Origin of the sequence: Candidatus Spyradosoma sp. SGI.093, assembly GCF_050314555.1 — a bacterium.
Classification (GTDB): domain Bacteria; phylum Verrucomicrobiota; class Verrucomicrobiia; order Opitutales; family UBA953; genus Spyradosoma.
The window spans coordinates 1-24,249 of sequence record NZ_JBNPNH010000006.1 but is presented as its reverse complement, the minus strand read 5'-3'; the positions used below and the strand labels follow the sequence as shown (position 1 = coordinate 24,249).

The window sequence follows — 24,249 nt, the reverse complement described above, 5'->3', positions numbered from 1 at the left end:
TTTTTTGGATTGTTTTGAAAATCGGAGCTCCGGGAACGGCATGTCCGTCGGCCGCTGAAACGAGCTCGTTCCGACATTCTCCCCCCGCGCCCCCTTTCTTGCAAGAGGAAAAACGGACGCGGCGGAAAAGAATTTCTCACTTCCGCCGCGCGAGAGTCTTCGAGCTTTGGAGGCGATAGACGATTCGGGCGGCGAAGCGCGACGAAAACAGCGCGCCGAGGAAACGCAGGATTTTGTTGGAAAAACCCGGAACGACGTAGAGTCTGCCCGCGAGCATGCCGCGCACGGCGGCTTCCGCGACGGCGCGCGCCGGCGTTCCCGCGAGCCCGAAGGAGACGCCCGCGCGCGCGCCGAAGCCCGTCGGGACCGGACCCGGGCACAAGAGCGAAATCGTCACGTTCGCGCGTTTCCGCCGCAGCTCCTCCGCGACGCCTTCGGAAAGGCGCGTCACGTAGTTCTTCGAAGCGTAGTAGGACGCGAAAAGCGGTCCCGCGAAGAATCCCGCCATCGACGACACGTTCAGAATGCGGCACGGCGCGGCGGCGTTCCCGCGCGCGATGAAATCGCGCAGGAAGAGCTTCGTCAGCACGTGCACGGCGCGCACGTTCAGGTCGATCAGGTTGAGCTCCGCGTCCAAGTCCGTCTCGTCGAAGGCGCCGAAGACGCCGAAACCGGCGTTGTTGACGAGCACGTCCACGCCCTCGTCGCGCGTCATCGCGTGCAGCCTGCGGCAGTTTTCCTCGACGGAAAGGTCGAGCGCGATCGTGCGCACGGGAACGCGCGCGAGCTCCGCCGCGACGGCGTTCAGCGCCGCTTCGTCGCGGGAACACAAAATGAGCGCGCAGCCGCGCTCCGCCAAAACTCTCGCGATCTCGCGGCCGATGCCGCCGCTCGCTCCGGTGATCAGGGCTTTCATGACGGGAAGGGAGGAAAGATTAAAGGTTAAAGGTTGATGGAGCTTGAGGGCGCTCAGTCGAGCCGCACGCGCGGATTGAGCTTCGCGAGCACGATTTCGCCCAGCAGGTTCAGCCCGACGAGAACGACCGCGTAAAACATCACCGTGCCGACGATCATCGTGAAGTCGCGGTTGAACGCCGCCTTGACGAAAAACTGACCGAGCCCGGGAACGTTGAACATCGATTCCACGACGAACGAACCGGAAATCAGCCCCGCCGCCGTCGGCGCGACGTAGGAGACCACGGGAATCAGCGCGTTGCGCAGCCCGTGCACGAAATAAACGCGCAGCGGCGAGAGCCCCTTCGCGCGAGCCGTCTTCATGTAGTCGGCGCCGCGCACTTCAAGCATCGACGCGCGCATCAGCCGCGCGACCGGCGCCGCGTAAACGAGCCCCAACGTCAGCGAAGGCAGCACGAAATCCGAGGGAACGTTCCACCCCGACGCGTTGAACCAGCCCAGCCAAACCGAAAAAATCAGCACCAGCAACGGACCGATGACGAAGGTCGGCAGACAGATGCCGAGCGTCGCGATGCCCGTCGGCAGCCGGTCCAGCCACGAGTCCGGCTTTATCGAAGCGACGCAGCCCAGCGGAATCCCCAGCGCGAGCGCGATCGCCAGCGCCCCGCCGCCGAGCGCGAGCGACGCGGGAACGCGGTCCGCGATCAGCTCGTTCACGCTCCAGCCGTGATACTTGTAGGAAGGCCCGAAATCGCCGCGCGCGAGATTGCCGAGAAACCGCACGTACTGCACGCCGAGAGGCTTGTCCAGACCGTAATGCGCGTCCATCTGCGCCTTGACCTCGGGCGGGAGCGGACGCGCCTCGTCGAAAGGCCCGCCCGGCGCGAAGCGCGCGAGAAAAAACGTCGCCGTCGCCACCACGAAAAGCACGGGAACGGCCTCAAGCAGGCGCCTCAGAACGAAACGGAACATTTTTTGCGAATCTCGAAAAACGCGGGAACGCCCCGCGGGAACGCGGAATCAGCGCTTTCTGCGCGCCTCGCGCTCGCGCTCCTGCTGTTCGCGCAGCTCTTCGATTGAGAGCGGGCGCGACGTCGTCGAACGACGCGTGCCGACGGACGAACGCGCGTTCACGGCGTTGATCTGCTGGTCCGTGTAGTTCGCGTCGTTCTGCATCCGCAGCGCGCGGTCTTCCTCGAGCGCGCGCATCTCGCGGTCGGCGGCAGTCTCGTCATGCTCGTGCGACGAAATTTTCCACAGCATGAAATAGGTGCACCCGTTCCCGCAGAGAGCGACGGCGCAGAGAAGCGCAAAAATCGAAAGACGTTTTTTCATGGCGGCGAAAAATACACCGTTTTCGGCGTTCCCGCGAGCGAATTTCAGAAGCGCAAAAGCTGAAAGGACCGACGCGGAGAAAATCTCCGCAAAGCGGCGGGAACGCCGTCGCCCCGAAAGCGTTCCCGCGAAGACGAAGCTCGACGACGCGGCGAACGCGCGCAAAAAAAAGCGTTCCCGCGAAACGAAACGCGGGAACGCGATGAAGTCGCTTCAAGCTCTGCGCGTCAGGCTTTTTTTGCGACGACGACGCGACGCCGCGAGCGCCAGCGCGCCCAAGCCCGCCAACAGCCCGAACGCCGACGGCTCGGGGATGCCGGAAACGAGGTAAAGTCCCTTATTCTTATAAACCAACGCCGCCTGCCCGGCTGAAAGCGTCGTTCCTTCCGACACCAACCCTAACGTGTCATATCCGTCGACCCTCAACATAACGCTATTGGCATCGGTCAAGTTCCAAATTCCATTCTGATTTTCCGTTGAGAGCAGAAGGCGCTCCGCGCCGGCGGCAATTCCGGAAGCCACAATGTTGATGCTTCCGCCCTCTTCTTTTACTTTCGTGCCAAAATTCAATTTACTTTTTGCCGTAATTGAACCGGACGTCCCAAAATCCAATGTAAACGACGAGGGAACGGATGACGCCACATCGAAAGAATCGAAGTAAACAGCGGTGTTCACGGAAAGAGAAACTGCGTCGGCTTGCGAAAAGATCAAGTTGTAATCCGTATTTCCGACCGTCGTGAGCGCCTTGTAGACGCTCCCCTCGGAATCCTTAGTTGTATCGGCTGTTTTAGGCACGCCTGCCCATGCGTTGTTTAAGCCATTTGAGTCAGGCCCAGACGGGCGAGTCTTTAAGGTATCATCCCATAAATTCCAAAAGTAGCCGTAGCTACTGACGTCGAGGAGACCTGGCGTCGCTGCAGCAGATTTATGATACCGCAAATCGGTCGCCGCGTTGGCGAGAGCCGCACCCGCGACGAGAAGGGCGGCGACTGTAAGATGTTTGTTCATTCTGATGTAGTTTTATAGGTTAAAAAAGAACGGAGTCCGGCGGGAACGATTCCCGCCAAAGTCGACTCGATTCTTGCGCATTATCATCCTCGGTTTAAAATACCGGTGCAAGACGACGCCGAATCCGCATAAACGCAAGAATTTCAATAACAATTAAAGAAGAATCAAAGGAGAGGCGACATTCCTGTCGCTTCCTCGAAATTGCTTTCAGGCAAACTTCAAAAAAGCGGCAGGAACGCCGCTTCCCCCCCCCCCCCCCTGTGTTCCCGCGAATCTTAGCCGAACGACGAATTCCGTGTTCGTCCGTGTTTCCCGTGGGCGAAAATTAGGCTTGCCCCGGTATTTTAAACCGAGGGGCTCAGCGGCGGAGGCCTTCGTAGATGCGCGGGACGCGCTTCGTGATGGAGACGAGCGCCTCCCAGGAAATGCAGTCTCCCCAGGCGCAGAATTCCTCGATCGAGACGGAGGCGCCGTCGGCGGCGCCGATGAGCGTGACGACGTCGCCGACGCGCGCTTCGGGAACGTCGGAGACGTCCACGAGCGTCTGGTCCATCGTCACGCGTCCGAGCACGGGAACGCGTCTGCCGTGCAGCAGAAAGCTCGCGCGGTTGCTCGCGGCGGTGGGAATGCCGTCGCCGTATCCGGCGGTGACGATCGCGACGCGCGTCTCGCGCGCGAGGGTCTTCGTGCGGTTGTAGCTGACCGGCGTTCCCGCGGGCAGCGTCTTCACGAGCCCGACGCGGGAACGGAAGGAGAGCACGGGCTCCGGCGAAATCTTCTCGAAGAGCGTTCCCGGCGCGGGCGGAAGCCCGTACTGGAGAATGCCGACGCGCACGGCGTTGAACGGGCGTTCCCGCGAAAAGGTCTCGAGCCCGGCGGAATTGTCCGCGTGAATCGTAAGTTTTTCGCGGATACTCTCCGGAATCTTTCCGACGGCGGCGAGGAAGCGCGCGCGCTGCAGCTGCGTGTATTCGAACGAGGTGTCGGCGCTGGAGAAATGCGTGAACACGCCGCGGAAATCGACGCCCGGAAGCTCCGCGAGCAGCTCCGCGAGCGGCGCCGCGTTCTCGTGCCAGACGCCCATGCGTCCCATGCCCGTGTCGATCTTCAGGTTCACGGCGACGCGCGTTCCGCGGGACTCGGCGAGCGCGGACAGCGCGCGCGCCTCCTCCGCGTCGGAGACGGCGACGGTGAGGCGGTCTGCGACGGCGGACTCCGCCTCTTCCGGCAGCGTGGGGCCGAGGATGAAGATCTCGGACTGCGGCGCGACGTAGCGGACGTCCGCGCCCTCGCGCGCGTTGGCGACGGCGAAGGCGTCGATCCCGCACTGCAGCAGGCGCTCGACGATGTGTCCGACGCCGTGCCCGTAGCCGTCCGCCTTGACGACGGCGATGTAGCGGATGTGCGGCGGGAGCGACGCCTTGATTTTTCCGACGTTGCGCTCGAAGGCGGGCAAGTCGATTTCCGCCCATGCGCGCGGGAGATGTGAAACGGCGTTCATGACGATTTCGCGGTTGTGATTTTTTCGGGAAGCCTCAGGCCCTCTCGCGCGCGGGAAAGCGCGACGGCCGCCTGTAGGGCGCGACGGGAACGATCTCGTAGCCGAGCACGGCGGGATCTTCCGCGAGTTTCCGGAACGCCTCCGCCGGGAAGAACGCCGTCATGCCCTCGCCGAGCTCCGCCTGCGCGAGCGTCTCGCGGTCTCCGTCCACGGCGAGCGCGAGCGCGATTTCCGTGCCGCCGGGATTGTTCGCGATGTGCGGCAGCAGCTTTTCCGCGAGAAAGTCGCGGACGGGTTCCGGCGAGGCGCCGTCGAGGATGAAGACGATCTTCTTCAGCAGCACGGGCACCTGGCGCTTCAGCGACGAAATGCGCGTGGCGGTGAAGCGCCATTCGGCGACCTCGGCGGCGTCCTTCTTGCGCTTCGCGAAACGCAGCTCGCCGTCGATCGCGAGCACGGCGCCGTCCTCGAGAATCGTGCCGTCCTCGAGCATCGCGCCGCTCTTGACGACGCGGCCGTCGGGCAGCTGCATTCCCGGCGTGACGAACTTGAGGTTGACGACGTCGCTGAAGCAGAAGACGTCGTAGGTGTCCGTGTGCGTCTCCAGAAAGAGCGTCATGTACTTGCGGCCGTCCTTGGAGGTCTTCACCTTCACTTCGGAACACATGCCGCAGAGGCGGACGTCGTGCTTTTCGTAGCGGGAAAGGCGGCAGTCCTCGAACGCGCCCGAGAACGTCGTCAGCGCGCGGTCGAGCTTCACGAACGCGTCGAGCGGGTGCCCGGAAAGGTAGAAGCCGAGCAGCTCGCGCTCCCAGCGGAGTTTTTCCGCCTCGGACATCGGCGTTCCCGCGCGCGAGATGAGATCGCTGTTGAGATTCGCGCTGACGTCCCCGCCGAGCATGTCGAAGAGCCCGAGCTGGCTCGCGTCCTCCTCTTCCTTGGAGAAGGAATTGCGCACGGCGTCGGCGGAGTCGAGCAGATGGCGGCGGTCTTCGAAGATCTCGCAGCCGTCGAACGCGCCCGTGACGATGAGCGCCTGCAGCCCGCGGCCGAACTGGATCTTCTGTTCCCGCCGCGCCCCGGATTCGTCCACGCTCACGACGCGGACGCGCGCCATGCGCTGCATGAAGTCGAGGAAGCTCTTGTACTTCCCGTTCGTCCTGCGCTCGCGGATGATTTCCTCGGCGACCTTTTCGCCGAGCCCCTTGAGTCCGCCGAAGCCGAAGCGGATCGCGTTGTTCGCGGCGTCCGGCGCGAAGCCGAGCAGCGAGGAATTGACGTCCGGTCCGAGCACGCGGATGCCCATGCTTTCGCATTCGCCGATGAAGAAGAGCATCTTCTCCGGGTTGCCGGTTTCGGAGTCGAGCACGGACGCCATGAACTCCACCGGATAGTGCGCCTTCAGCCAGCCCGTCTGGTACGCGACGTAGGCGTAGCAGACGGAGTGCGATTTGTTGAACGCGTACTGCGCGAACGCCTCCCAGTCGCTCCAGATCTTTTCGCAGAGCGCGGTCGCCTTCTTCGGATCGTTCCCGCAGACGTCCGCCTCCATGAACTTCGGATTCGAGAGACAGCCGGAGATGAACTTCTCCTTCAGCTTCGCCATCATTTCCGCCTGCTTCTTGCCCATCGCCTTGCGGAGCGTGTCGGACTCGCCGCGCGTGAACTGCCCGAGCGCGCGCGACTGGAGCATGACCTGCTCCTGATAGACGGTGATGCCGTAAGTGTCCTTCAGATACGTTTCCATCAGCGGATGGTCGTACACGATGGGCTCCTCGCCGTGCTTGCGCCGGATAAACTGCGGAATGTAGGCCATCGGTCCCGGGCGGTAGAGCGCGTTCATCGCGACGAGGTCCTCGAAGCGGTTCGGCCGCAGCGCCATGAGGTGCTTCTTCATGCCGCCGGACTCGAACTGGAAGAGCGCCGTCGTCCTGCCCGCGGAAAAGAGCTCGAAGGTCTCGCGGTCGTCCATCGGGATCCTGTCGATGTCGATCTCTTTCCCCGTGGATTCGCGGATGTTCGCGAGCGCCGCCTTGATGATCGTCAGCGTGCGCAGGCCGAGAAAGTCCATCTTGATGAGCCCGATCGGCTCGACGAAGTGCCCGTCGTACTGCGTCGTGAGCAGGCTCTCGCCGTCCGTCGGCATGACGGGAATCGTCTCCGTGAGCGGGTCGCGGCTGATGAGGATGCCGCACGCGTGGACGCCGTTCTGCCGCACGGTGCCGTCGAGCACGTTCGCGAGGCGCATCGTGCGCGCGACGAGCGGCTCCGGCGCGTCGAGCTTTTCCTTCAGCTCGGGCACCTCCTCCATCGCCTTGTACATCGTGATCTTCGGCGTCGCGGGAACGAGCTTCGCGAGCGCGTTCGCCTCCGGAAGCGGCAGCTCGAGCACGCGCGCCACGTCCTTGATCGCGCTCTTCGGCGCCATCACGCCGAACGTGACGATGTGCGAGACGTGGTCCTGCCCGTACTTGCGCGTGACCCATTCGAGCACGCGCTGCCGCCCGGCGTCGTCGAAGTCGATGTCGATGTCGGGCATGGAGATGCGGTCCGGATTCAGAAAGCGCTCGAACAGCAGGTCGTACTTCGTCGGGTCGATGCCGGTGATGCCGAGACAGTAGGCGACGACGCAGCCCGCCGCGCTCCCGCGCCCGGGGCCGACGATGACGCCGAGCCCGCGCGCCGCCGCGATGAAGTCCTGCACGATCAGAAAGTAGCCCGGGAAGCCCATCGTGCGGATCGTGTTCAGCTCGAAGTCGATGCGCTCGCGCACCTCCGCGGGAACGCCGTCGGGCCAGCGCCGCGCCGCGCCTTCGAGCGTGAGGTGTTCGAGATAGTCGCTCTCGAGCTTGATGCGCAGCACCTTTTCGTAGCCGCCGAGCTTTTCGTAGCGGTCCGCGCCCCAGAGGGCGACGAGCGCCGCCTCGTCGAAGCGCTTCGCATATTCCGCCTCCGTGCCGAAGCTCTCCGGAATCGGGAAGAACGGCATGATCGGCGGCGAGTCCAGCTTGTATTCCTCGACCTTGTCGGCGATCTCCGTCGTCGCGCTCAGCGTCTCCGGGCGGTCGCGGAAAAGCGCGAACATCTCCTCCTTGCTCTTGAACCATTCCTGGCGCGTGTAGCGCATGCGGTTTTCGTCGGAAAGCTTCTTCCCCGTGCTCAGGCAGAGCAGAATCTCGTGCGCGTCCGCGTCCGTCTCGTCGAGAAAGTGCACGTCGTTCGTCGCGACGACCTTGACGCCGATCTTCTTCGCGAGCTCGAAAATCGCCTCCGCCGCGCGCACCTCGCGCAGATAGACTTCGCGCGTCTCCTCCGTGCTGTGCTCGCCGGAGTTCGGGTGGCGCTGAATCTCCAGATAAAAATCGTCGCCGAAGACCTTCTTGTACCACCGCGCCGCCGCCTCCGCCTTCGCCGCGTCCTTGGCGAGAATCGCGCGCGGAATCTCGCCCGCGATGCACGCGCTCGAGCAGATCAGCCCTTCGTGGTAGCGCTCGAGCAGCTCCTTGTCCACGCGCGGGCGGTAGTGGAAGCCCTCCGTCCAGCCGAAGGAGACGAGCTTCACGAGGTTGCGGTAGCCCGTCAGATTCTTCGCGAGCAGAATCAGGTGGTCGCCGGAACGGTCGAGCTTTTCGTCCGCGCCCGCGGGAAGATTCTTCCCCTTGTCGAAACGCGTGCGCCGCGCGACGTACACCTCGCAGCCGATGATCGGCTTGATCTTTTCCGCGCGGCAGGTGTCGTAGAAAAGCTTCGCGCCGAACATGTTCCCGTGGTCCGTGAGCGCGACCGCGCGCATGCCCAGCTCCTTCGCCTTCTGCACGAGCCCCTTAGCGAGGAGCTTCTTCGTCTTCTTGTCGGAGACGCTCGCGATGCGCGTCGCGCCGTCGAGCATCGAATACTGCGAATGCACGTGCAGGTGCACGAAGTCCGGCGCCTCGCCGCCCGAGCCCGCCGCGGGAGCGTCCTCGCGGAGCGCCTCGGGCGCCCTCTCGGCAGGTTTCGCGTAGGGCGCGGCCTGCGCGGAAAGGTCGAAATTCAGATCTGAGCTCATGGCGTGGGGAAAAGGGGAAAATTCTTTGTGGACGCGGGAACGCGCGGCGCCGCGGCGAGGCGTTCCCGCAGGGTTCACCAGTGCGGCGGCTTCTCGTTCGCGGGCGCGGAATCGGCGTCGCCGAAGCCGAAGCTCTCCGCCTTTTCGGCGAGCCGGCGCAGCGCCTGCGTCAGGCGGTCGATCGCCCTGCCCTGCTCGACGATCACCTCGTTCTGCTTGGAGACGTAGTCCTCCAAAAACGTGATTTTGACTTCGAGCTCCCGAAGCCGCGCTTCCGTTTCCGCGTTCCCGCTCATCGCCGGAACTCCTTTCTTTCCGCGGACGCGCCGACGCCGCGGACGGCGGCGCCCGCGGCGTAAGGAAGCGGCAATGCTGATTTCGGTCGGAACATAAAAATCGAGAACGCGAGCGTAAAGGACGCGCCCGAAAATGTCGAGGGCGGACGCGCCCCCGCCCCTCCGCGCCGCCGCTCCGAAACGTTCCCGCGGAGACGAGACGATTTGCTCCGAGAGGGCTTTTTTCTTTTTCGTCAAGAAAAGAAACATTACATTTTTTAATGTTTGATCGCTTGCATTTTGCTTCGGGAGGGGTTTGCCTATAAATCAAGAGCGGGGGCGGGAACGGTTTCCGCGCCGCTCGAAAATCCTTCACCCCCTTGAAAGAAAGACTTCAGACGATGAACGACATCACTCCGAACACGAATCCCCGGACGCTCGCCGATTCTCCGGTCGTCACGACCGGCACGGATTCCGACCGCAGCTACACGGAATACAAATGGGGATTTTCCGGGACGGCTCCCTATAACGAAAACGCGTTCACGCAGCGCATCGAAGGCGAAATCCTCGCCGAAGGGAATCTCATCACGATCGCGGTCGCCTCCGACGACACGGCGACGGTTTCGATCGCCGGAATCGGGAGCGCGTCCTCTTCGCTGGGCTCTCCCGGGAGCGCGTCGTTCTTCAAGAGCGACGGTTCGAAATTTTCGGGGAGATACGCCGTGACCATCGATTTCGAGACCATCGGCGGGCCGTGGATGCTGGACGCGCGCGTCAGCGTTTCCGACGCCGTCGAGCTTCCGCCGAAACAGGCGTGCGAGTGCTCGGGCACGTGCGATTCGGCGCCCGTGATCAAAAGCGGAAGCGTGGATTTTTCCCAGCCTTTCGGCGGGACGCCCTTCGCGGCGGGTTTTCCGAAAGGCGCGCTGCGCATCTACGACCGCATTCCCGTGCGCGAACTTTTTTCCGGCGCGGGGCTGCGCTACGTGCATCCGATGACGCGCCGCGTGCGGGAAATTTCGGGAACGACGGTCGTCATTGAAGACGCGCTGCACACGCCCTACACCTACGAGAACGGCCGCCCCGCGGGAACGGCGGTCTGGACGGACAATCAGCTTGAGTCTCTCGGCGGCGGACGCTTCGCCGAAACGCTTCCCGACCGCACGCGCGTCACCTACGGCGCGGACGGGAACGTCGAGAAAATCCGCTCCCCCGAAGGCGTCGAACTGACGCCCGCGCAGCTCGGAATCGAGGCGGTTTTCGACTCCGACGGGAATCTGGTCCAGGTATGGTCGCTGACGGACGGGCTGGCGGAAGTCGTTTCCCTGGGCGCGAAGAAATTCCGTCTCGACTGGTACAAGCCCGCGGACGTCGTCGGAAAGGACGGGCAGACGGGCCGCTACGCGCGCACGGGAACGCCGATCAAGACGTTCACGTTCGGCGACGTGGACGGAGACGGCGACTGCGGCGTCTTCGAGCTTTTGGAAGAACGCGCGGGGACGGAGTTCGCGTTTCATTACGCGTGGCGCTACGACGCGGGGAAAAAGGACTGGGTGTTCGTCCGCGGGAACGAAGGCGACGCGGATTCGGAAACTTCGCAGAAGGAGAAGATTTTCTGGAAGGACGCCGACGGCGCGGATTTCGTCACCGTCAAGGAATGGAAACGGACGGGGAACGGCGCGCGGACTCTCGTTTCGACCGAGGTCTATTCCTACGGCGCGGACGGGGAAATGCTCGTCTCGCGCAGACTCGGCGACAACGAGGACTTCGAGTTCACGGCGACGCGCGTCGCGGAGGGGAACGGACGCGGCAAATTTGCCGAAGAGACGGACAAAAGCGGTGCCCGCACGACTTACGACTACGACGCCTGCGGGCGCACGACGCGGACGGTCCGCACGAAAGGCTATGCGAACGAAACCGAGGAGACGCTCTACGTCTACGAGGAGGCGCCCGCCTCCGGCGCGGCGGATCCGCGTCCGCGCACGGTCGTTCACAAGATCGCGGGGACGGTCTTTAAGACGGAGACGTTTTCCTACGACGACGACTCCGCGAACGGGCGCGAGGAGACGCGCTCCGTCACGGCGAACGGCGAAACGCTGACCGCGCGCACGCTTTATTATCCGGCGAACACGGGAACCGTCGCCGCCGGGCGCGTGAAGCTCGAGATCCGCGAGGACGGCACGGCGACGTTCCGTGAATATTCCTCGACGGGCGTTCCCGCCGCGGTCGGCGTGTCATCGGATCTCGGATACACGGAGACCGTGACCGAAGGCGTCTTCGCGGGCGGCGCGTTCGCGCCCGTTCCCGGGAAATCGACGCGCGTCGTGCGCGTCTTCGATTCGCGCGGAAACGAGACGCGCACGGAAAACCACGCGCACACGGGCGCGGCGTTCGAGCTCGTCTCCTGGGAAAACAGGACGTATTCGCCCGCGCACAAGGTGATTTCGACGACGCGCTCCGACGGAAAAACGACGAGCGCGGATTACATCTGCACGGGCCCCGTATGGACGATCGACGCCGACGGCGTGCGCACCGACAACACGTTCGATTCGGCGAAACGCCTCGCGAGCTCCACGCGGCACGGCGCGCGCGGAGACGTCACGACGACCTACGCCTACGACGCCGAAGGCCGCGTGGTGCGCGAGACGCGCACGGCGGGAACGCTCTCCGCGACGACGCTGCGCGCCTACGACGCGCGCGGCGAACTCGTCTCCGAGACCGACGCGCTCGGCAAGTCGACGACGTATTCGATTTCCGACGACGGGCTGACCGAAACCGTGACGTTCCCGGACGGCGGCACGCGCGTCACGCGCAAGAACGCGGACGGCTCGCTCGCGTCCGTCACGGGCACGGCGGTCGTCGCGAAACATTACGTCTATTCCTTCGACGCCGAAAACGCGCTGAAGATCACGACGGTCTTCACGGGCGGCGAAGACTCCCCGCGCTGGGAAAAAACTTACGCGGACGGGCACGGGCGCACGGTGAAGACGGAGCGCCCCGGCTTCGGCGACGACGTCGTGCTGACGACGGAAAACGCCTACGCGGGAACGCGCCTCGTCTCGACCGCCGCGACGGGGCAGCCGGGCGTCGCCTACGCGCACGACGCGTTCGGCGCCGTGATCTCGACGACGCGGAGCGCGGGCGGGGCGTGGAACAGAACCGAGACGGACGCCGTTTTCGAAAAGGACGCCGCGGGCGTGATCTGGAAAAAGACGACGACCGTCGTCTCCTGCTCGGACGCGTCGATCCCCGCGCGGACGAGCGTCTCCAGGACGCGCCTCTCCGCGCTCTCGCCCGCGCTCGAAAGCGAGCAGGTCGAGATCGACGCCCGCGGGAACGCGACGCGCACGACCGGCGCCTATGATTCGGCGACGAAGACGCGCACGACCGTCACGACGTTCCCGCAGACGACCGGCGCACAGACGAGCGTCGCCGTGGACGGCGCCGTCGTTTCGCGGACTTCGCCGAGCGGCGTCTCGACGTCCTCGAGCTACGACGCCCTCTCGCGGAAATTCTCCGACACGGACGCGCGCGGGAACGTCGTGAACTACGCCTACGACGCCGCCGACCGCCTCGTCTCCGAGACGCGCACGATCGCGGGCGCGGCGGCGACGACCGCCTTCGAATACGACGCCCTGGGCAGACGGAAGAAAATCACGTATCCGGACGGAACTTACACGGCGACCGCCTACGACGCGCGCGGGAACGTTCTCGCCGAATACGGGAACGCCGCGTATCCGGTGAAGTTCGCCTACGACGCGTTCGGGCAGAAGACGCAAATGCGCACCTTCCGCGCGCTCGCGGGCGCGCCGGAATCCCCGGACGCTCTCGACGACGACGCGGGCGACCTCACGACGTGGACTTACGACGCGGCGACGGGCGCGCTGCTTTCGAAGACGGACGCCGCCGGCGCGTCGGTGAACTATAATTACACGGCGACGGGGCTGCTCGCCTCGCGCGCGTGGTCGCGCGGCGTCTCGACCGCCTGCGCCTACGACGCGTGGAACCGGCTCGTCTCGACGACGTATTCCGACGGCACGGCGGGCGTTTCCCAAACCTACGACGCGCTCGGGCGCCTCGTTTCCGTGACGGACGGCTCGGGCACGAAAACCTTCGCGTACGACGCGTACGGCTCGCTCGTTTCGGAGAGCGACGCCGCGTTGAACGCGTCGCTGGCGCGCGGGCTCGACGCGTACGGGCGGGAAATCTCGCTCACGGCGACGCGCGGGGGCGAGCCCTTCGCGCTCTTCGCGCGGAGCTGGGACGCGGCGACGGGGCGGCTCTCGAGCTGCGCCTACGGGAACGTGGAGTTCGCGTACGGTCGGCTCGCGGGAACGGATCTGCTCTCGGAAATCGCGGTGATGGGCGGCTACGTGATGACGAAGCGCGTCGGCTACGCGGCGGACCGGGATTTGCCGGTTGAAATCGCCTACGAAAAAAGCGATGCTTCGCTCATCGCGAAACGCACTTACAGCCACGACGCGCTCGGGCGCGTTTCCGCGCGGACGCAGACGCGCGGGAGCGCCGCCGCGCGCTCGGATTCCTTCGGGTACAACGCGCGTTCGGAGCTGACCTCGGCGACGCTCGGTTCCGACGCGTACGCCTACGCGTTCGACTACATCGGCAACCGCGGCGCGGCGACGGAAGCGGGAATACAGTTCGTCTACACGACGAACAATCTGAATCAGTACACGTCCAGGGGAGAGGCGGCATTCTTGCCGCTTCCCGAAAACCCCTCCGAAAGCGATTCCGAACAAAGCGACAGGAATGTCGCTTCTCCCCTGACGTTCTCTCCGACCTACGACTTGGACGGGAACGCGACTTTGGTTCAGACTTCCACGGGAACGTGGTCGATCTCCTACAACGGCGAAAACCGCCCGATCCGCTTCGAAAACGCGGCGACGCAGACCGTCGTCGAATGCGCGTACGACTCGCAGGGACGCCGCTTCGAGAAAAAAGTGACCGTCGCGGGAACGCTCACGCTGCACGAACGCTATGTTTACGACGGCTATCTGCAGATCGCCGCGTTCGACGTTTCGACGGACGCCGCGGGAACGGAAAGTTTTTCGCTGAAACGCGTGATTTTCTGGGATCCCGAAGAACCGACCGCGACGCGCCCGCTCGCGATCAACGTCCTCGGCGACAACCTCTATTTCCCGACCGTGGACCTGACGAAAAACGTCTGCGAGCTCGTCGATTTCTATGGGGACGTGGCGGCGACCTACGATTACGCGCCCTTCGGCGCAGGCACCGCGGGAACGCCCTCCGGCTCCGCCGTTCCCGCGAACCCGTTCCAGTTCTCATCCGAAGTTTACGACGCCGAACTCGGTCTCGTGTACTACAACTACCGCCACTACTCCCCGACCGACGGCCGCTTCCTCTCCCGCGACCCAATCGAGGAACAGGGAGGACGAAATCTGTATGCTTTCCTCAGAAACAGCGTGATGAGGGGTAATGATTTTTGGGGGTTAGTGTTTGATAAAGAGGCGTGTCGGAAGTTGATGGAAAAAATTCAAGATTTAGGGAATAAATTGAGGCGAGAATTAGATAAATACAATCCCATAGAAGACGGGAAAGGCGGATTTTCTCATAAATATGGCACAACAAAGCCTGGAGGACATTACACGGAGATCAAAAACTTGCAAAATGGACTAAAAAACAATCTTAAAAATTGGAAAGATGTTTGCAAAGACGACGACAATAATCCTCCATGTTCGCCGCCCTATCCTGCGTGGGCAGATCAGCTTTCCAACAAGCATATTCCTGAGCCAATATATGCAACTCATATGTCTAAAAAAGATCTTTGGGAAGCGTTTGTCATTGGTGCAGGGGTTGGAGTTTCAATTGCCATAATCGGCGGACAATCTGGCCCTCAAGTTTTCATTCCTGAAGAAGTGGTGACGGTCCCGATTTCCGCTATTGTCGGTGGGATTGTTGGTGTTGTTAAATGGATTGAGTAAAATGAAAACTTCAAAAGACGAAAAGAGGGACGTTTTGGAGCTTAGAGATAAAATAAAAAGAAGTCTCCTTTCTGGATCCGATGTGAAAAACCAAGAGCCAGATTACGAGTATCTTTCGTTATGCTATGAGATTTCTCTTTTGTGTTATCCTGATGTATTGCTTCCTTTAGGCCTTGTTCTTTACACAGAATGCAGCCTCTTCTTACAGGAGGGAATTTCTAAAATTCCTCAAGGGTATGGGGATGCGGTTGTCTATTGGATTCTGTCTGACCTGAAAGATTGTGCTGATCATGGGAACAGTGTCTTAAAAAAATTTTCATCAGAGCATTTAGAAATAATCTTTCTTTGGCTAAAAAAAGTAGCGCGACCTGTGTATTCGACCGTGTGTTTTTCAAAGATTGAGGAGGCTGAAAAAATCATAGAGTCACTGCTCGTTTCTAAAAAATGAAATGTTTTTAACGATTCAATCACGAAATTTGATTGCCTAATAGACGAGGGTTGCCTGGAGCAGAAAAAGAGATGTATGTAAAACAATTAATCTTTAAAAAATTAAAGAAGAGAAGTTCTTGCCTAAGAATTATCCAGAATGAAAATCGTAACTTCTACACAGCTTGTGTCAGCGAGCCTCCGCTAGAAGACCGTAAAAGGAGCTACGAAAACCGCCCGGTCAGCTTCCGCAACGACGCGACGGACACGCTCGTCGAATGCGCGTACGACTACCGCGGGCGGCGTTGCACGAAGAAGGTGACCGTCGCGGGAACGGTCACGCTGAATCAGCGCTACATCTACCGCGAATATCTGCAGATCGCCTGCGTAGATCTGACGCGCGCCGCGCATCCCGCGCTGTGGCTCGTGCTGTGGGATCCGACGCAGACGACCGCGACGCGCCCGCTCGCCATTCAGAAAGACGGCTCGTGGTTCACCTACGGGCACGACATCACGAAGAACGTGTGGGAAGTCTTCGGGCCCTCCGGCTACGTCCGCACGAGCTACGACTACGCGCCCTTCGGAGCCGTTTCCGCGACGGGCTACGTCACGCAGCCCTTCCAATGGTCGTCCGAGTTCTACGACTCCGAACTCGGTCTCGTGTACTACAACTACCGCCACTACTCCCCGACCGACGGTCGCTGGCTCTCCCGCGACCCAATTGAAGAACAGGGAGGGCGCAATTTGTATGCGATTATCGGAAACAATGTTTCCAAAGAAACAGATTCATTGGGTAAGAATTTAATAGAGGATAGTTACGAGGAATTTGAATTCGAGTTTTATTCGCAACAGGATCTGAATCTTTGTAATTCTTATAAATATGGATCTTTACTGATAGACAATAGCTTTGTTCCAGATGACATTCGAAAATATTTCCCCGATAATCAAATTTGGAATGTCGACTTCCCATTGGAGAACTGTCCACAAAAACCGACAGTTACGGCAGGCATCTATATTTTTGGAAAGTTCGGAATAGAAATAGATAACTCGAACTCGTCGCCCTCCCCGCACATCGGATTTCCTGAAAATCCTCTGTTTCCGCCTCCGGATCCCGACGATTATCATCGTTTTAAATATCAAAGTTCAAATGTAACAGTTATCCAAATCGGCATTCGCATTATTTTTTGAGGTCATATTACTTATGAAAACCAAAACAATACTCGCATTCTTTTTACTTGTCTTTTTCCCGTATTATTCTATTTTTGCAGAAGACGTTTCTTGGAATGATTGGGAAGTACTTGGAAGTTCTGCTTTCAAGAATACATTGAGGCGAAAAAAAGACGGATATGAGGTCAAAAGCCTCTTTGAAATTCGAAAAATCCTCCAGAAGATTTCAGATCGAGAATCTTCGACAGAAGAGATTCGAAGTGCAATACGTGAAAACGACCTACAAGCCGCCAGGCTCTATGGAATGTTGGCGAGATATTCAATGACTTCCACGAAAGCAGAAGACGCGATGCTGTTTTTGCGCTCGGAATACAATCGCTTAAAAAAGGTTTCTTCGTGTTTAAACAGCAGCGATTTGAGAGAACTCGAAAAGAATCTTTCCAGCTATTTTTCAGACATGAACTACCCTTCGTACAGAGAAATTCATCTGTTTTTGAGTAGGGTTTCGGAAGCGAAGAATGAAGCGGAATTCAATAGCTTGCGTGAAGGTATTGAAAAACTTGACTTTCCCGAAGCGAAAGCCGTTTTCTTTTTTTGGAAAATGGCAAAGAGCGTTCCGCTATCCGAATCGGAGAAAAAAGATTATTTAAGCGCAAAGAAAGATTTAGACTTCGAGATTTTAGAGGTCCTTGAGTGCATGGAGTGCTTAGATTTAAAAAATCAATCTGCAATTCATGCATACAAGCTTTATAGTTATGCATCGATGGGAATGAGCCTCTCTTTGCCGACGACTAGGGGAGTAGCCTATTATTTAGGAGATTACAAAACGGGAACTTTTTTCTCGTACCTGAGCTATAAGCTTCGCCCTCATTCAAAAGACAGACTTGACGACCTTTATTACATCCTTGTATATCTTCTTGGATCTTATGAAGATTCTGAAGCAGCGATACTCGCCGGGTTTATTGAATCAGATTTGAAAGAATATGATTGCAATTGGGATAAAAGAGAGAAATTTTTGGGATTACGAGATCGATTGGAAAGAAGGATGAAAAGTTCTCGATTTGAAGAATTTTTCTCAAAAGGAAAAAAGCTTTATGCCGAGCAAGGAGTTTATGAAAATTCATTCTTTGAAGATCGGTTCCGCATTTTAATCTCTCCCTATGATTTGGATTCGAAAGAGGATTAGTTCTCGAAACGCTTCAGAATTGAAAAATTTCCTCGGGCGCCTCGTCTCCGTGACCGACGCCGCGGGAACGCGCGCGCTCGCCTACGACGCCTTCGGCGATCCCGCCTCCGAGACGCTGAGCGCGGGCGGAAAAACGCACGCCGTCGCGGAATCGCGCGACGCGTTCGGGCGATTCGTCGGCTACGTCTATTCCAAGGACGGCGCGGCGCAGCAGACGGTCTCCGCCGCCTACGACGCGGCGACGGGACGCGTCGCGAGCGCGGGCTTCCTGCACGGCGGCGCGGAAAAGCTCTTCTCCTACGCGTATCTCGCGGGAACGGATCTGCTCGAAACGCTGACGTGCCCGAACAACATGAGCGCGAACTTCGCCTATGACGACGAGCGCGACCTGACGGTCGGGATCGCGCTCAAGCGCGGCGCGACGCTCGTCGCTCAGCGCGCTTACGCCTACGACGCGCTCGGGCGGCCGACCTCGCGCACGCTCGCCCGAGGCGGCTCGACGCGCACGGATTCCTTCGGCTACAACGCGCGGAGCGAGCTGACTTCCGCGACGCTCGGGAACGCCGCGTACGCCTACGCGTTCGACAACGTCGGCAACCGCGGCGCGGCGACCGAGGCGGGAACGCAGTTCGCCTACACGACGAACGAGCTCAATCAGTATCCGGCGCTGACGAAGACGCCCGCCGAGGGGCAGACGCAGTACTTCACGCCGGCTTACGACGCCGACGGGAACGCGGTTCTGATCTGGACGGAGACCGGCGTCTGGGTCGTCTCCTACAACGCGCAGAACCGCCCGGTCAGCTTCCGCAACGACGCGACGGACACGCTCGTCGAATGCGCGTACGACTACCGCGGGCGACGCTGCACGAAGAAGGTGACCGTCGCGGGAACGGTGACGCTGCACCAGCGCTACATCTACCGCGAGTATCTGCAGATCGCGTGCGTGGATCTGACGCGCGCCGCGCATCCCGCGCTGTGGTTCGTGCTGTGGGATCCGACGCAGCCGACCGCGACGCGCCCGCTCGCGATCCAAAAAGACGGCTCGTGGTTCACTTACGGGCACGACGTCACGAAGAACGTGTGGGAAATCTTCGGGCCCTCCGGCTACGTCCGTACGAGCTACGACTACGCGCCCTTCGGCGCCGTTTCTGCGACGGGCGACGTCACGCAGCCCTTCCAATGGTCATCCGAAGTTTACGACTCCGAACTCGGTCTCGTCTATTACAACTACCGCCACTACTCCCCGACCGACGGCCGCTGGCTCTCCCGCGACCCCATCGAGGAACAAGGAGGACGGAATCTCTATGCATACGTCGGAAATAATCCTATTCTTAAATGGGACAAGCTCGGAGTTGCCTATTTGGCAACGAGACCATTGGCGTTAAGGTTTTGGAATTCGGGAAAAGAAAAACTTCTCTGGTTTAAGGGAGAAATATACAAAGCTGAAGGACTATCTCTTTCTCATTCGCATTTCTTTTTCAATGACGGAAGTAATATTGGATATTTTCTCGAAGGGAAAAAGTCGGATGACGAGGAATATCTTTCTTCTTATGAGGTTATTATTCCAAATTTAGACGATAAACTGCTCCAGTGTGCTATCGAGAAAACACCACCCAAGCCATACAATTTTTCAAGGACTAAAATCACTATTGTTAGCGAAGAAGTACACGAAGAAATACAAGTAAACAATATGGGGCAGTTGATTCCGGTGCCCACTACGAAGCTTGTAACGAAAGTGGTTTGGGCTATAAATCCGGATGTGGATAATTGTAATTCATGGGCAAGTCGTGTAATGGAAAAGTATAACGCGTTGGAAAAAGAATGTAAAAAATGAGAATAATCTTTGTTTCGCTTCTTCCGTACATGATACCGGCAGGGTATTTTGTTGTCGCGTTGAATAATCAAGAGTTGCTTTTCCCAGAGCATAGTCTTACTTCCGAGCAGTATGTATGGTTGCAGATAATTACAGGCATCCTTCATTGGATAGCTACAGGCTTAAACATAACCACGTTTTTGATATCTGTTATAAAAATTCTTAAGAAAAAGATACAGTGTCGCTACATTCTTTCGTTGGCAATTTCTATCCCTTTTTTAATTTTAAACGTTCAATCATATGTTCCTAATTAAATGGTCCTGGACCCCGACGCAGCCGACCGCGACGCGCCCGCTCGCGATCCAAAAGGACGGCTCGTGGTTCACCTATGGGCACGACGTCACGAAGAACGTGTGGGAAGTCTTCGGGCCCTCCGGCTACGTCCGCACGAGCTACGACTACGCGCCCTTCGGCGCCGTTTCCGCGACGGGCGACGTCACGCAGCCGTTCCAATGGTCGTCCGAGTTCTACGATTCCGAACTCGACCTCGTGTACTACAACTACCGCCACTACTCCCCCACCGACGGAAGATGGCTGAGCAGAGATCCCATTGGAGAGCAGGGAGGAAGGAATCTGTATTGTTTCGTCGGCAACAATAGTGTTTCTAACGAAGAATTCTTGGGCTTGAAACGGAATCTTCCCTGTTGCGGCGGGAAAGAATACAACCCCAAAATTAAATGTTGTATCAACGAGAAACTAGTTTCGCGCCAAGGCACGGCAACGATTGTGTTAAAACTCGGGCATAACTATAGCGCGCGGGATGATTTCAGGGAAAAACGACCAGGTGCCAAGGAAAAATGGGGCTATGTGTGCTGCACAGGAAAATCCGTCAATGACGAGTTTATTTCTCTGCCTGCATCTGGGATTCCTGATCACAAGAACTGTCGGACGGATTGTTTTATCTATCCCCAAGGGGACGATGTGGAAACCAAATCTGTGGAGACAGCATATCAAGAGGAATTGGAAAATGCGACAATCGAGGCGAAAGCGTCTTGTGAGCAGGATTGTGTCAAGAATGTGAGAATCAGCGTCCGACCTCTTGATGAAGACAGTGAAAAATGGATGAAGAACCGCAAGCCGAGCCTGGCGAACGGTGGAGTCGTCAAGATTGTTTCATGCACGCGAGGATGATTGTGATGATGTATATTTTTCTTGTCAGAAGGATGACTGTTTTCTTTATCCTCGGGTGTATGCTGCACACAGGAATTCCCGTGGCGGAACTCACAGGAATTCCCGTGGCGGAAGCGAAAGAGTCTGATTATGCGGTGCTGTTGATTTCTCGACGCCGGAGCGGGGAGCTCTGGCGTTGCAATACTTGGGAAGTTCCATTGGACGATCCTCAAGATATCGTTTTTTTCAAGGAAATAACAACTTGTGATGCGGATTTGACGAAAGAGGGATTTTGGCACCCGTGGTTAGGACGAACGCTTTCTCTGGTGTTTTTGAAGAACGGCGTTCCGACAGGGCATGCGCTACGCATTGCAAATTATGACTGCGCGGCGGAGCATTGCTGGTTCTACGTCGTGGATTCTCCGAGCCGCAATCTGTTAGAAACGCTGATTCTCGATTCGGCAGAGCCGTCAAATTTTTTCCCTTTCAAGAATGATGCTTCAGCGGCTCGTTTTTGGAAATTCATAAAGAAATTGGGCATCGAGGAATTGGGAACAGAGAAATATGACGGGAGCGAGGATGAAGACATTTAAGGACATTCGAAACTGGCGATCGAGATGCAACGGAATTATTCGCGCGACGGCCTTACTTTTGCGGACACGAAGCGTGGAGAGAAATTTCTCATGAAAATTTCAACCACAATGAAAGCATGGATCATTTTTATGTGCGCCGTCGGAATCCTTTCCTTTTCTTTATCGAAAGGAATTTCCGCGTATGAAGCTTATCAAGATCGAGACAGGGACAAAGAATTTGTATTAAAGAATGAAGTTTCGGGCAGCACCGTAAAACTCCACCAACATTATCCCGATAAGTACAAGGGCCAACTCTGCGGAGGGTGGGGGAAAAACGGGTGGCATGTCTTCTATGAACACGAGGAATCATTCTGTTACATCCGGATCGACGAGGATAAAATCTTCGTTTTAAGGAGAAATCCGTATAATAGATTCGTTGTCCGTGTGAGTACCGACGGAAAAGATATAGAAGAGATTTTCAAGAAATCTCCATATCCTACAGCCGCAATCTTGCTGATAGATGAACCGCGAGAAGAGACGACTCATGATTCCGAGCTCGAAGTCCAAAATGCGAAGACTCTCCAAGGAAGAAGCAAAACGCTTTGATAAAATGGTTTTGCGCCGCATTACCGGCGTATGGGTCGTCTCCTACAACGCGCAGAACCGCCCGGTCCGTTTCGAGAATGCGGAAACTCAGACCATCGTCGAGTGCGCCTACGACTACCGCGGACGCCGCTGCACGAAGAAGGTGACCGTCGCGGGAACGGTCACGCTGCACCAGCGCTACATCTACCGCGAGTATCTGCAGATCGCGTGCGTGGATCTGACGCGCGCCGCGCATCCCGCGCTGTGGTTCGTGCTGTGGGATCCGACGCGGCCGACCGCGACGCGCCCGCTCGCGATCCAAAAGGACGGCTCGTGGTTCACCTACGGGCACGACATCACGAAGAATGTGTGGGAAGTCTTCGGACCCTCCGGCTACGTCCGCACGAGCTACGACTACGCGCCCTTCGGCGCCGTTTCCGCGACGGGCGACGTCACCCAGCCGTTCCAATGGTCGTCCGAGTTCTACGACTCCGAACTCGACCTCGTGTACTACAACTACCGCCACTACTCCCCGACCGACGGCCGCTGGCTTTCCCGCGACCCTATCGGGGAAGAAGGCGGGTGGAATCTGTATGCGTATTGCTCAAACATTCCAGATCTTAGAATTGATAAGCTGGGAAATGCTTGTGATTGCCATGAAGAAGGACGATTCGACGAATGCCTCGCAAATTGTATGTTCGGAGCTGAAACGGCTTGGGCGTATACAGCGTTGGGAATATCGTTTCCCGCGGTGGCGGTGAGCGTTCCTCTAAAACCATATGCTCCGCTAGGCTCAACACCGACATGGACAACGCTTTTCAGCTTCATAGAACTGAAGACGGAAATGAAAATAGGACTTCGAATGCTCGGACGAAGATTAAATCCCGTGTCTAATCTTATCGCGGTGTCCGCACTATCGTTTCTTTTCGGAAGATTTATCGGATGCCTGGGAGTCTGCGCCATAGACGACAGCACTTATTGACATGAATCTGCCTTTATTCATTTGTGCGACGTGGGTGGGTATTCTGATTGTCCTGACCGTTTATCTTGTCTCTCGCGTCCGGGACGTTCGTGTCTTTCTTAGAAGAGACATGTATGCGCGCAGGCGCTCTTTGCCCATCGAGACGCTTTATGAAAAAATAATATCAGAAAAAAAGATTTCCGAGGGACGACTCGAGGATTTTTGCATTCATTGGTGCCGTATCGCAAGTATCCTCGGCGTCGATCCGCTGAAGTTGAGACCGGAAGATCGAATCTCGGAATTGCTTTTGTCGGGAAAGGATATAATCGCGGATGAATCCGCAGACATCGCGGCATACCTGCTGTCGGCGCGCGGCAAATACGACGCCGCGCCTGACTCTTCCCGAGAGTTAACGACGTTGTCTGACGTCATCGCATATTTGTCTGCATCTTCTTCCGGCGTAATCCTAGAAACATTTCATGTGAAACGAAATGGAGATGTCCAAAAGTGAAAGAGTCTTAAATCCAACTGATTCCATGCCGAATATGCAGATCTTGAGTTATGTAGTATGGCTTATTGGCGTTCTCTCTTTTATAACATGGATAATCATAGAGGATAGAATCTGCTTCTATATTCTTTGGTTGCTGTCATCGATATTTATACTTCTAGTCGGAATTTCTAGGATAAAAAAATAAATCTCGATAAAAATATTTTTATATCTTCATTTTTCTCTTCTTTTCATTGTTTGTTTCACGACACGGATGTAAAAGTGGATAAGTTCTTAGAAGCCTTTGTGTTTAATGCTGTTTGCAATGCCGACGGGAACGCGACGCTCGTCCTCACCTCCACCGGAACGTGGTCGATCATCTACAACGCGCAGAACCGCCCGGTCAGCTTCCGCAACGACGCGACGGACACGCTCGTCGAGTGCGCGTACGACTACCGCGGGCGGCGCTGCACGAAGAAAGTGACCGTCGCGGGAACGGTCACGCTGCACCAACGCTACATCTACCGCGAATATCTGCAGATCGCGTGCGTGGATTTGACGCGCGCCGCGCACCCCGCGCTGTGGCTCGTGCTGTGGGATCCGACGCAGCCGACGGCGACGCGCCCGCTCGCGATCCAAAAAGACGGCTCGTGGTTCACTTACGGGCACGACATCACGAAAAACGTGTGGGAAGTCTTCGGGCCCTCCGGCTACGTCCGCACGAGCTACGACTACGCGCCTTTCGGAGCCGTCACGGCTTCCGGCGACGTCACGCAGCCCTTCCAATGGTCGTCCGAGTTCTACGACTCCGAACTCGGTCTCGTCTATTACAATTACCGC

General features: G+C 58.2%; 18 protein-coding genes. 11 read left to right on the top strand and 7 right to left on the bottom strand.

Features of this window, described 5'->3' with window-relative positions; genetic code table 11:
* Positions 1–136: 136 nt before the first annotated feature.
* The 7 genes from ACQREB_RS06675 to ACQREB_RS06645 form a co-directional block, all read right to left on the bottom strand.
* Positions 137–916, bottom strand: coding sequence for an SDR family NAD(P)-dependent oxidoreductase (locus ACQREB_RS06675; RefSeq protein ID WP_427766829.1), 780 nt, complete (start codon positions 914–916; stop codon positions 137–139).
* Between the two features lie 53 nt (positions 917–969).
* The gene (locus ACQREB_RS06670; protein WP_427766826.1) at positions 970–1,887 is read right to left on the bottom strand and encodes an ABC transporter permease; all 918 of its coding nucleotides are present in this window, start codon (positions 1,885–1,887) and stop codon (positions 970–972) included.
* 48 nt (positions 1,888–1,935) lie between these two features.
* Complete coding sequence (locus tag ACQREB_RS06665; RefSeq protein ID WP_427766823.1) at positions 1,936–2,250, bottom strand: hypothetical protein; 315 nt, start codon at positions 2,248–2,250, stop codon at positions 1,936–1,938.
* 213 nt (positions 2,251–2,463) lie between these two features.
* Complete coding sequence (locus tag ACQREB_RS06660) at positions 2,464–3,258, bottom strand: PEP-CTERM sorting domain-containing protein (RefSeq protein ID WP_427766821.1); 795 nt, start codon at positions 3,256–3,258, stop codon at positions 2,464–2,466.
* A gap of 358 nt (positions 3,259–3,616) precedes the next feature.
* Entirely contained in the window at positions 3,617–4,759 is a 1,143-nt protein-coding gene (gene alr / locus ACQREB_RS06655; RefSeq protein WP_427766818.1) for an alanine racemase, read from the bottom strand.
* Positions 4,760–4,793: 34 nt separating this feature from the next.
* Positions 4,794–8,807 (bottom strand): DNA polymerase III subunit alpha, encoded by a 4,014-nt coding sequence (gene dnaE, locus ACQREB_RS06650; RefSeq protein WP_427766815.1) that lies wholly within the window; start codon positions 8,805–8,807, stop codon positions 4,794–4,796.
* 74 nt (positions 8,808–8,881) lie between these two features.
* Positions 8,882–9,103 (bottom strand): SlyX family protein, encoded by a 222-nt coding sequence (locus tag ACQREB_RS06645; protein ID WP_427766813.1) that lies wholly within the window; start codon positions 9,101–9,103, stop codon positions 8,882–8,884.
* A gap of 380 nt (positions 9,104–9,483) precedes the next feature.
* On the opposite strand from ACQREB_RS06645, the gene ACQREB_RS06640 reads away from it, so the two are divergent.
* The 11 genes from ACQREB_RS06640 to ACQREB_RS06590 all read left to right on the top strand — a co-directional run.
* On the top strand, positions 9,484–15,042 hold the full coding sequence (locus ACQREB_RS06640) for an RHS repeat-associated core domain-containing protein (protein WP_427766812.1): 5,559 nt from the start codon (positions 9,484–9,486) through the stop codon (positions 15,040–15,042).
* Position 15,043: 1 nt separating this feature from the next.
* Entirely contained in the window at positions 15,044–15,490 is a 447-nt protein-coding gene (locus ACQREB_RS06635) for a hypothetical protein (protein ID WP_427766809.1), read from the top strand.
* 50 nt (positions 15,491–15,540) lie between these two features.
* Complete coding sequence (locus ACQREB_RS06630; protein ID WP_427766807.1) at positions 15,541–16,656, top strand: RHS repeat domain-containing protein; 1,116 nt, start codon at positions 15,541–15,543, stop codon at positions 16,654–16,656.
* 13 nt (positions 16,657–16,669) lie between these two features.
* Positions 16,670–17,821 (top strand): hypothetical protein, encoded by a 1,152-nt coding sequence (locus ACQREB_RS06625; RefSeq protein ID WP_427766805.1) that lies wholly within the window; start codon positions 16,670–16,672, stop codon positions 17,819–17,821.
* 19 nt (positions 17,822–17,840) lie between these two features.
* Entirely contained in the window at positions 17,841–19,655 is a 1,815-nt protein-coding gene (locus ACQREB_RS06620) for an RHS repeat-associated core domain-containing protein (protein WP_427766803.1), read from the top strand.
* Positions 19,656–19,934: 279 nt separating this feature from the next.
* On the top strand, positions 19,935–20,825 hold the full coding sequence (locus ACQREB_RS06615; protein WP_427766801.1) for an RHS repeat domain-containing protein: 891 nt from the start codon (positions 19,935–19,937) through the stop codon (positions 20,823–20,825).
* A 59-nt stretch (positions 20,826–20,884) separates the two neighbouring features.
* A complete protein-coding gene (locus tag ACQREB_RS06610; RefSeq protein ID WP_427766799.1) occupies positions 20,885–21,397 on the top strand; it encodes a hypothetical protein in 513 nt (170 codons plus the stop codon).
* 90 nt (positions 21,398–21,487) lie between these two features.
* Positions 21,488–21,982 (top strand): hypothetical protein, encoded by a 495-nt coding sequence (locus ACQREB_RS06605; protein WP_427766797.1) that lies wholly within the window; start codon positions 21,488–21,490, stop codon positions 21,980–21,982.
* 4 nt (positions 21,983–21,986) lie between these two features.
* Positions 21,987–22,943 (top strand): RHS repeat-associated core domain-containing protein, encoded by a 957-nt coding sequence (locus ACQREB_RS06600; RefSeq protein ID WP_427766794.1) that lies wholly within the window; start codon positions 21,987–21,989, stop codon positions 22,941–22,943.
* Position 22,944: 1 nt separating this feature from the next.
* Positions 22,945–23,433, top strand: a complete 489-nt coding sequence (locus tag ACQREB_RS06595) for a hypothetical protein (protein ID WP_427766790.1) — start codon at positions 22,945–22,947, stop codon at positions 23,431–23,433.
* A gap of 282 nt (positions 23,434–23,715) precedes the next feature.
* On the top strand, positions 23,716–24,249 hold a 534-nt coding region (locus ACQREB_RS06590; protein ID WP_427766788.1), incomplete at its 3' end, for a hypothetical protein.

Coding starts and splice junctions, on each gene's coding strand:
- ACQREB_RS06660 (WP_427766821.1), bottom strand. CDS start 3,258: ATGAACAAACATCTTACAGTCGCCGCCCTTCTCGTCGCGGGTGCGGCT.
- ACQREB_RS06670 (WP_427766826.1), bottom strand. CDS start 1,887: ATGTTCCGTTTCGTTCTGAGGCGCCTGCTTGAGGCCGTTCCCGTGCTT.
- ACQREB_RS06645 (WP_427766813.1), bottom strand. CDS start 9,103: ATGAGCGGGAACGCGGAAACGGAAGCGCGGCTTCGGGAGCTCGAAGTC.
- dnaE (WP_427766815.1), bottom strand. CDS start 8,807: ATGAGCTCAGATCTGAATTTCGACCTTTCCGCGCAGGCCGCGCCCTAC.
- ACQREB_RS06625 (WP_427766805.1), top strand. CDS start 16,670: ATGAAAACCAAAACAATACTCGCATTCTTTTTACTTGTCTTTTTCCCG.
- ACQREB_RS06600 (WP_427766794.1), top strand. CDS start 21,987: ATGGTTTTGCGCCGCATTACCGGCGTATGGGTCGTCTCCTACAACGCG.
- ACQREB_RS06635 (WP_427766809.1), top strand. CDS start 15,044: ATGAAAACTTCAAAAGACGAAAAGAGGGACGTTTTGGAGCTTAGAGAT.
- ACQREB_RS06605 (WP_427766797.1), top strand. CDS start 21,488: ATGAAAATTTCAACCACAATGAAAGCATGGATCATTTTTATGTGCGCC.
- ACQREB_RS06675 (WP_427766829.1), bottom strand. CDS start 916: ATGAAAGCCCTGATCACCGGAGCGAGCGGCGGCATCGGCCGCGAGATC.
- ACQREB_RS06595 (WP_427766790.1), top strand. CDS start 22,945: ATGAATCTGCCTTTATTCATTTGTGCGACGTGGGTGGGTATTCTGATT.
- ACQREB_RS06615 (WP_427766801.1), top strand. CDS start 19,935: ATGTTCCTAATTAAATGGTCCTGGACCCCGACGCAGCCGACCGCGACG.
- ACQREB_RS06610 (WP_427766799.1), top strand. CDS start 20,885: ATGCTGCACACAGGAATTCCCGTGGCGGAACTCACAGGAATTCCCGTG.
- ACQREB_RS06665 (WP_427766823.1), bottom strand. CDS start 2,250: ATGAAAAAACGTCTTTCGATTTTTGCGCTTCTCTGCGCCGTCGCTCTC.
- ACQREB_RS06640 (WP_427766812.1), top strand. CDS start 9,484: ATGAACGACATCACTCCGAACACGAATCCCCGGACGCTCGCCGATTCT.
- alr (WP_427766818.1), bottom strand. CDS start 4,759: ATGAACGCCGTTTCACATCTCCCGCGCGCATGGGCGGAAATCGACTTG.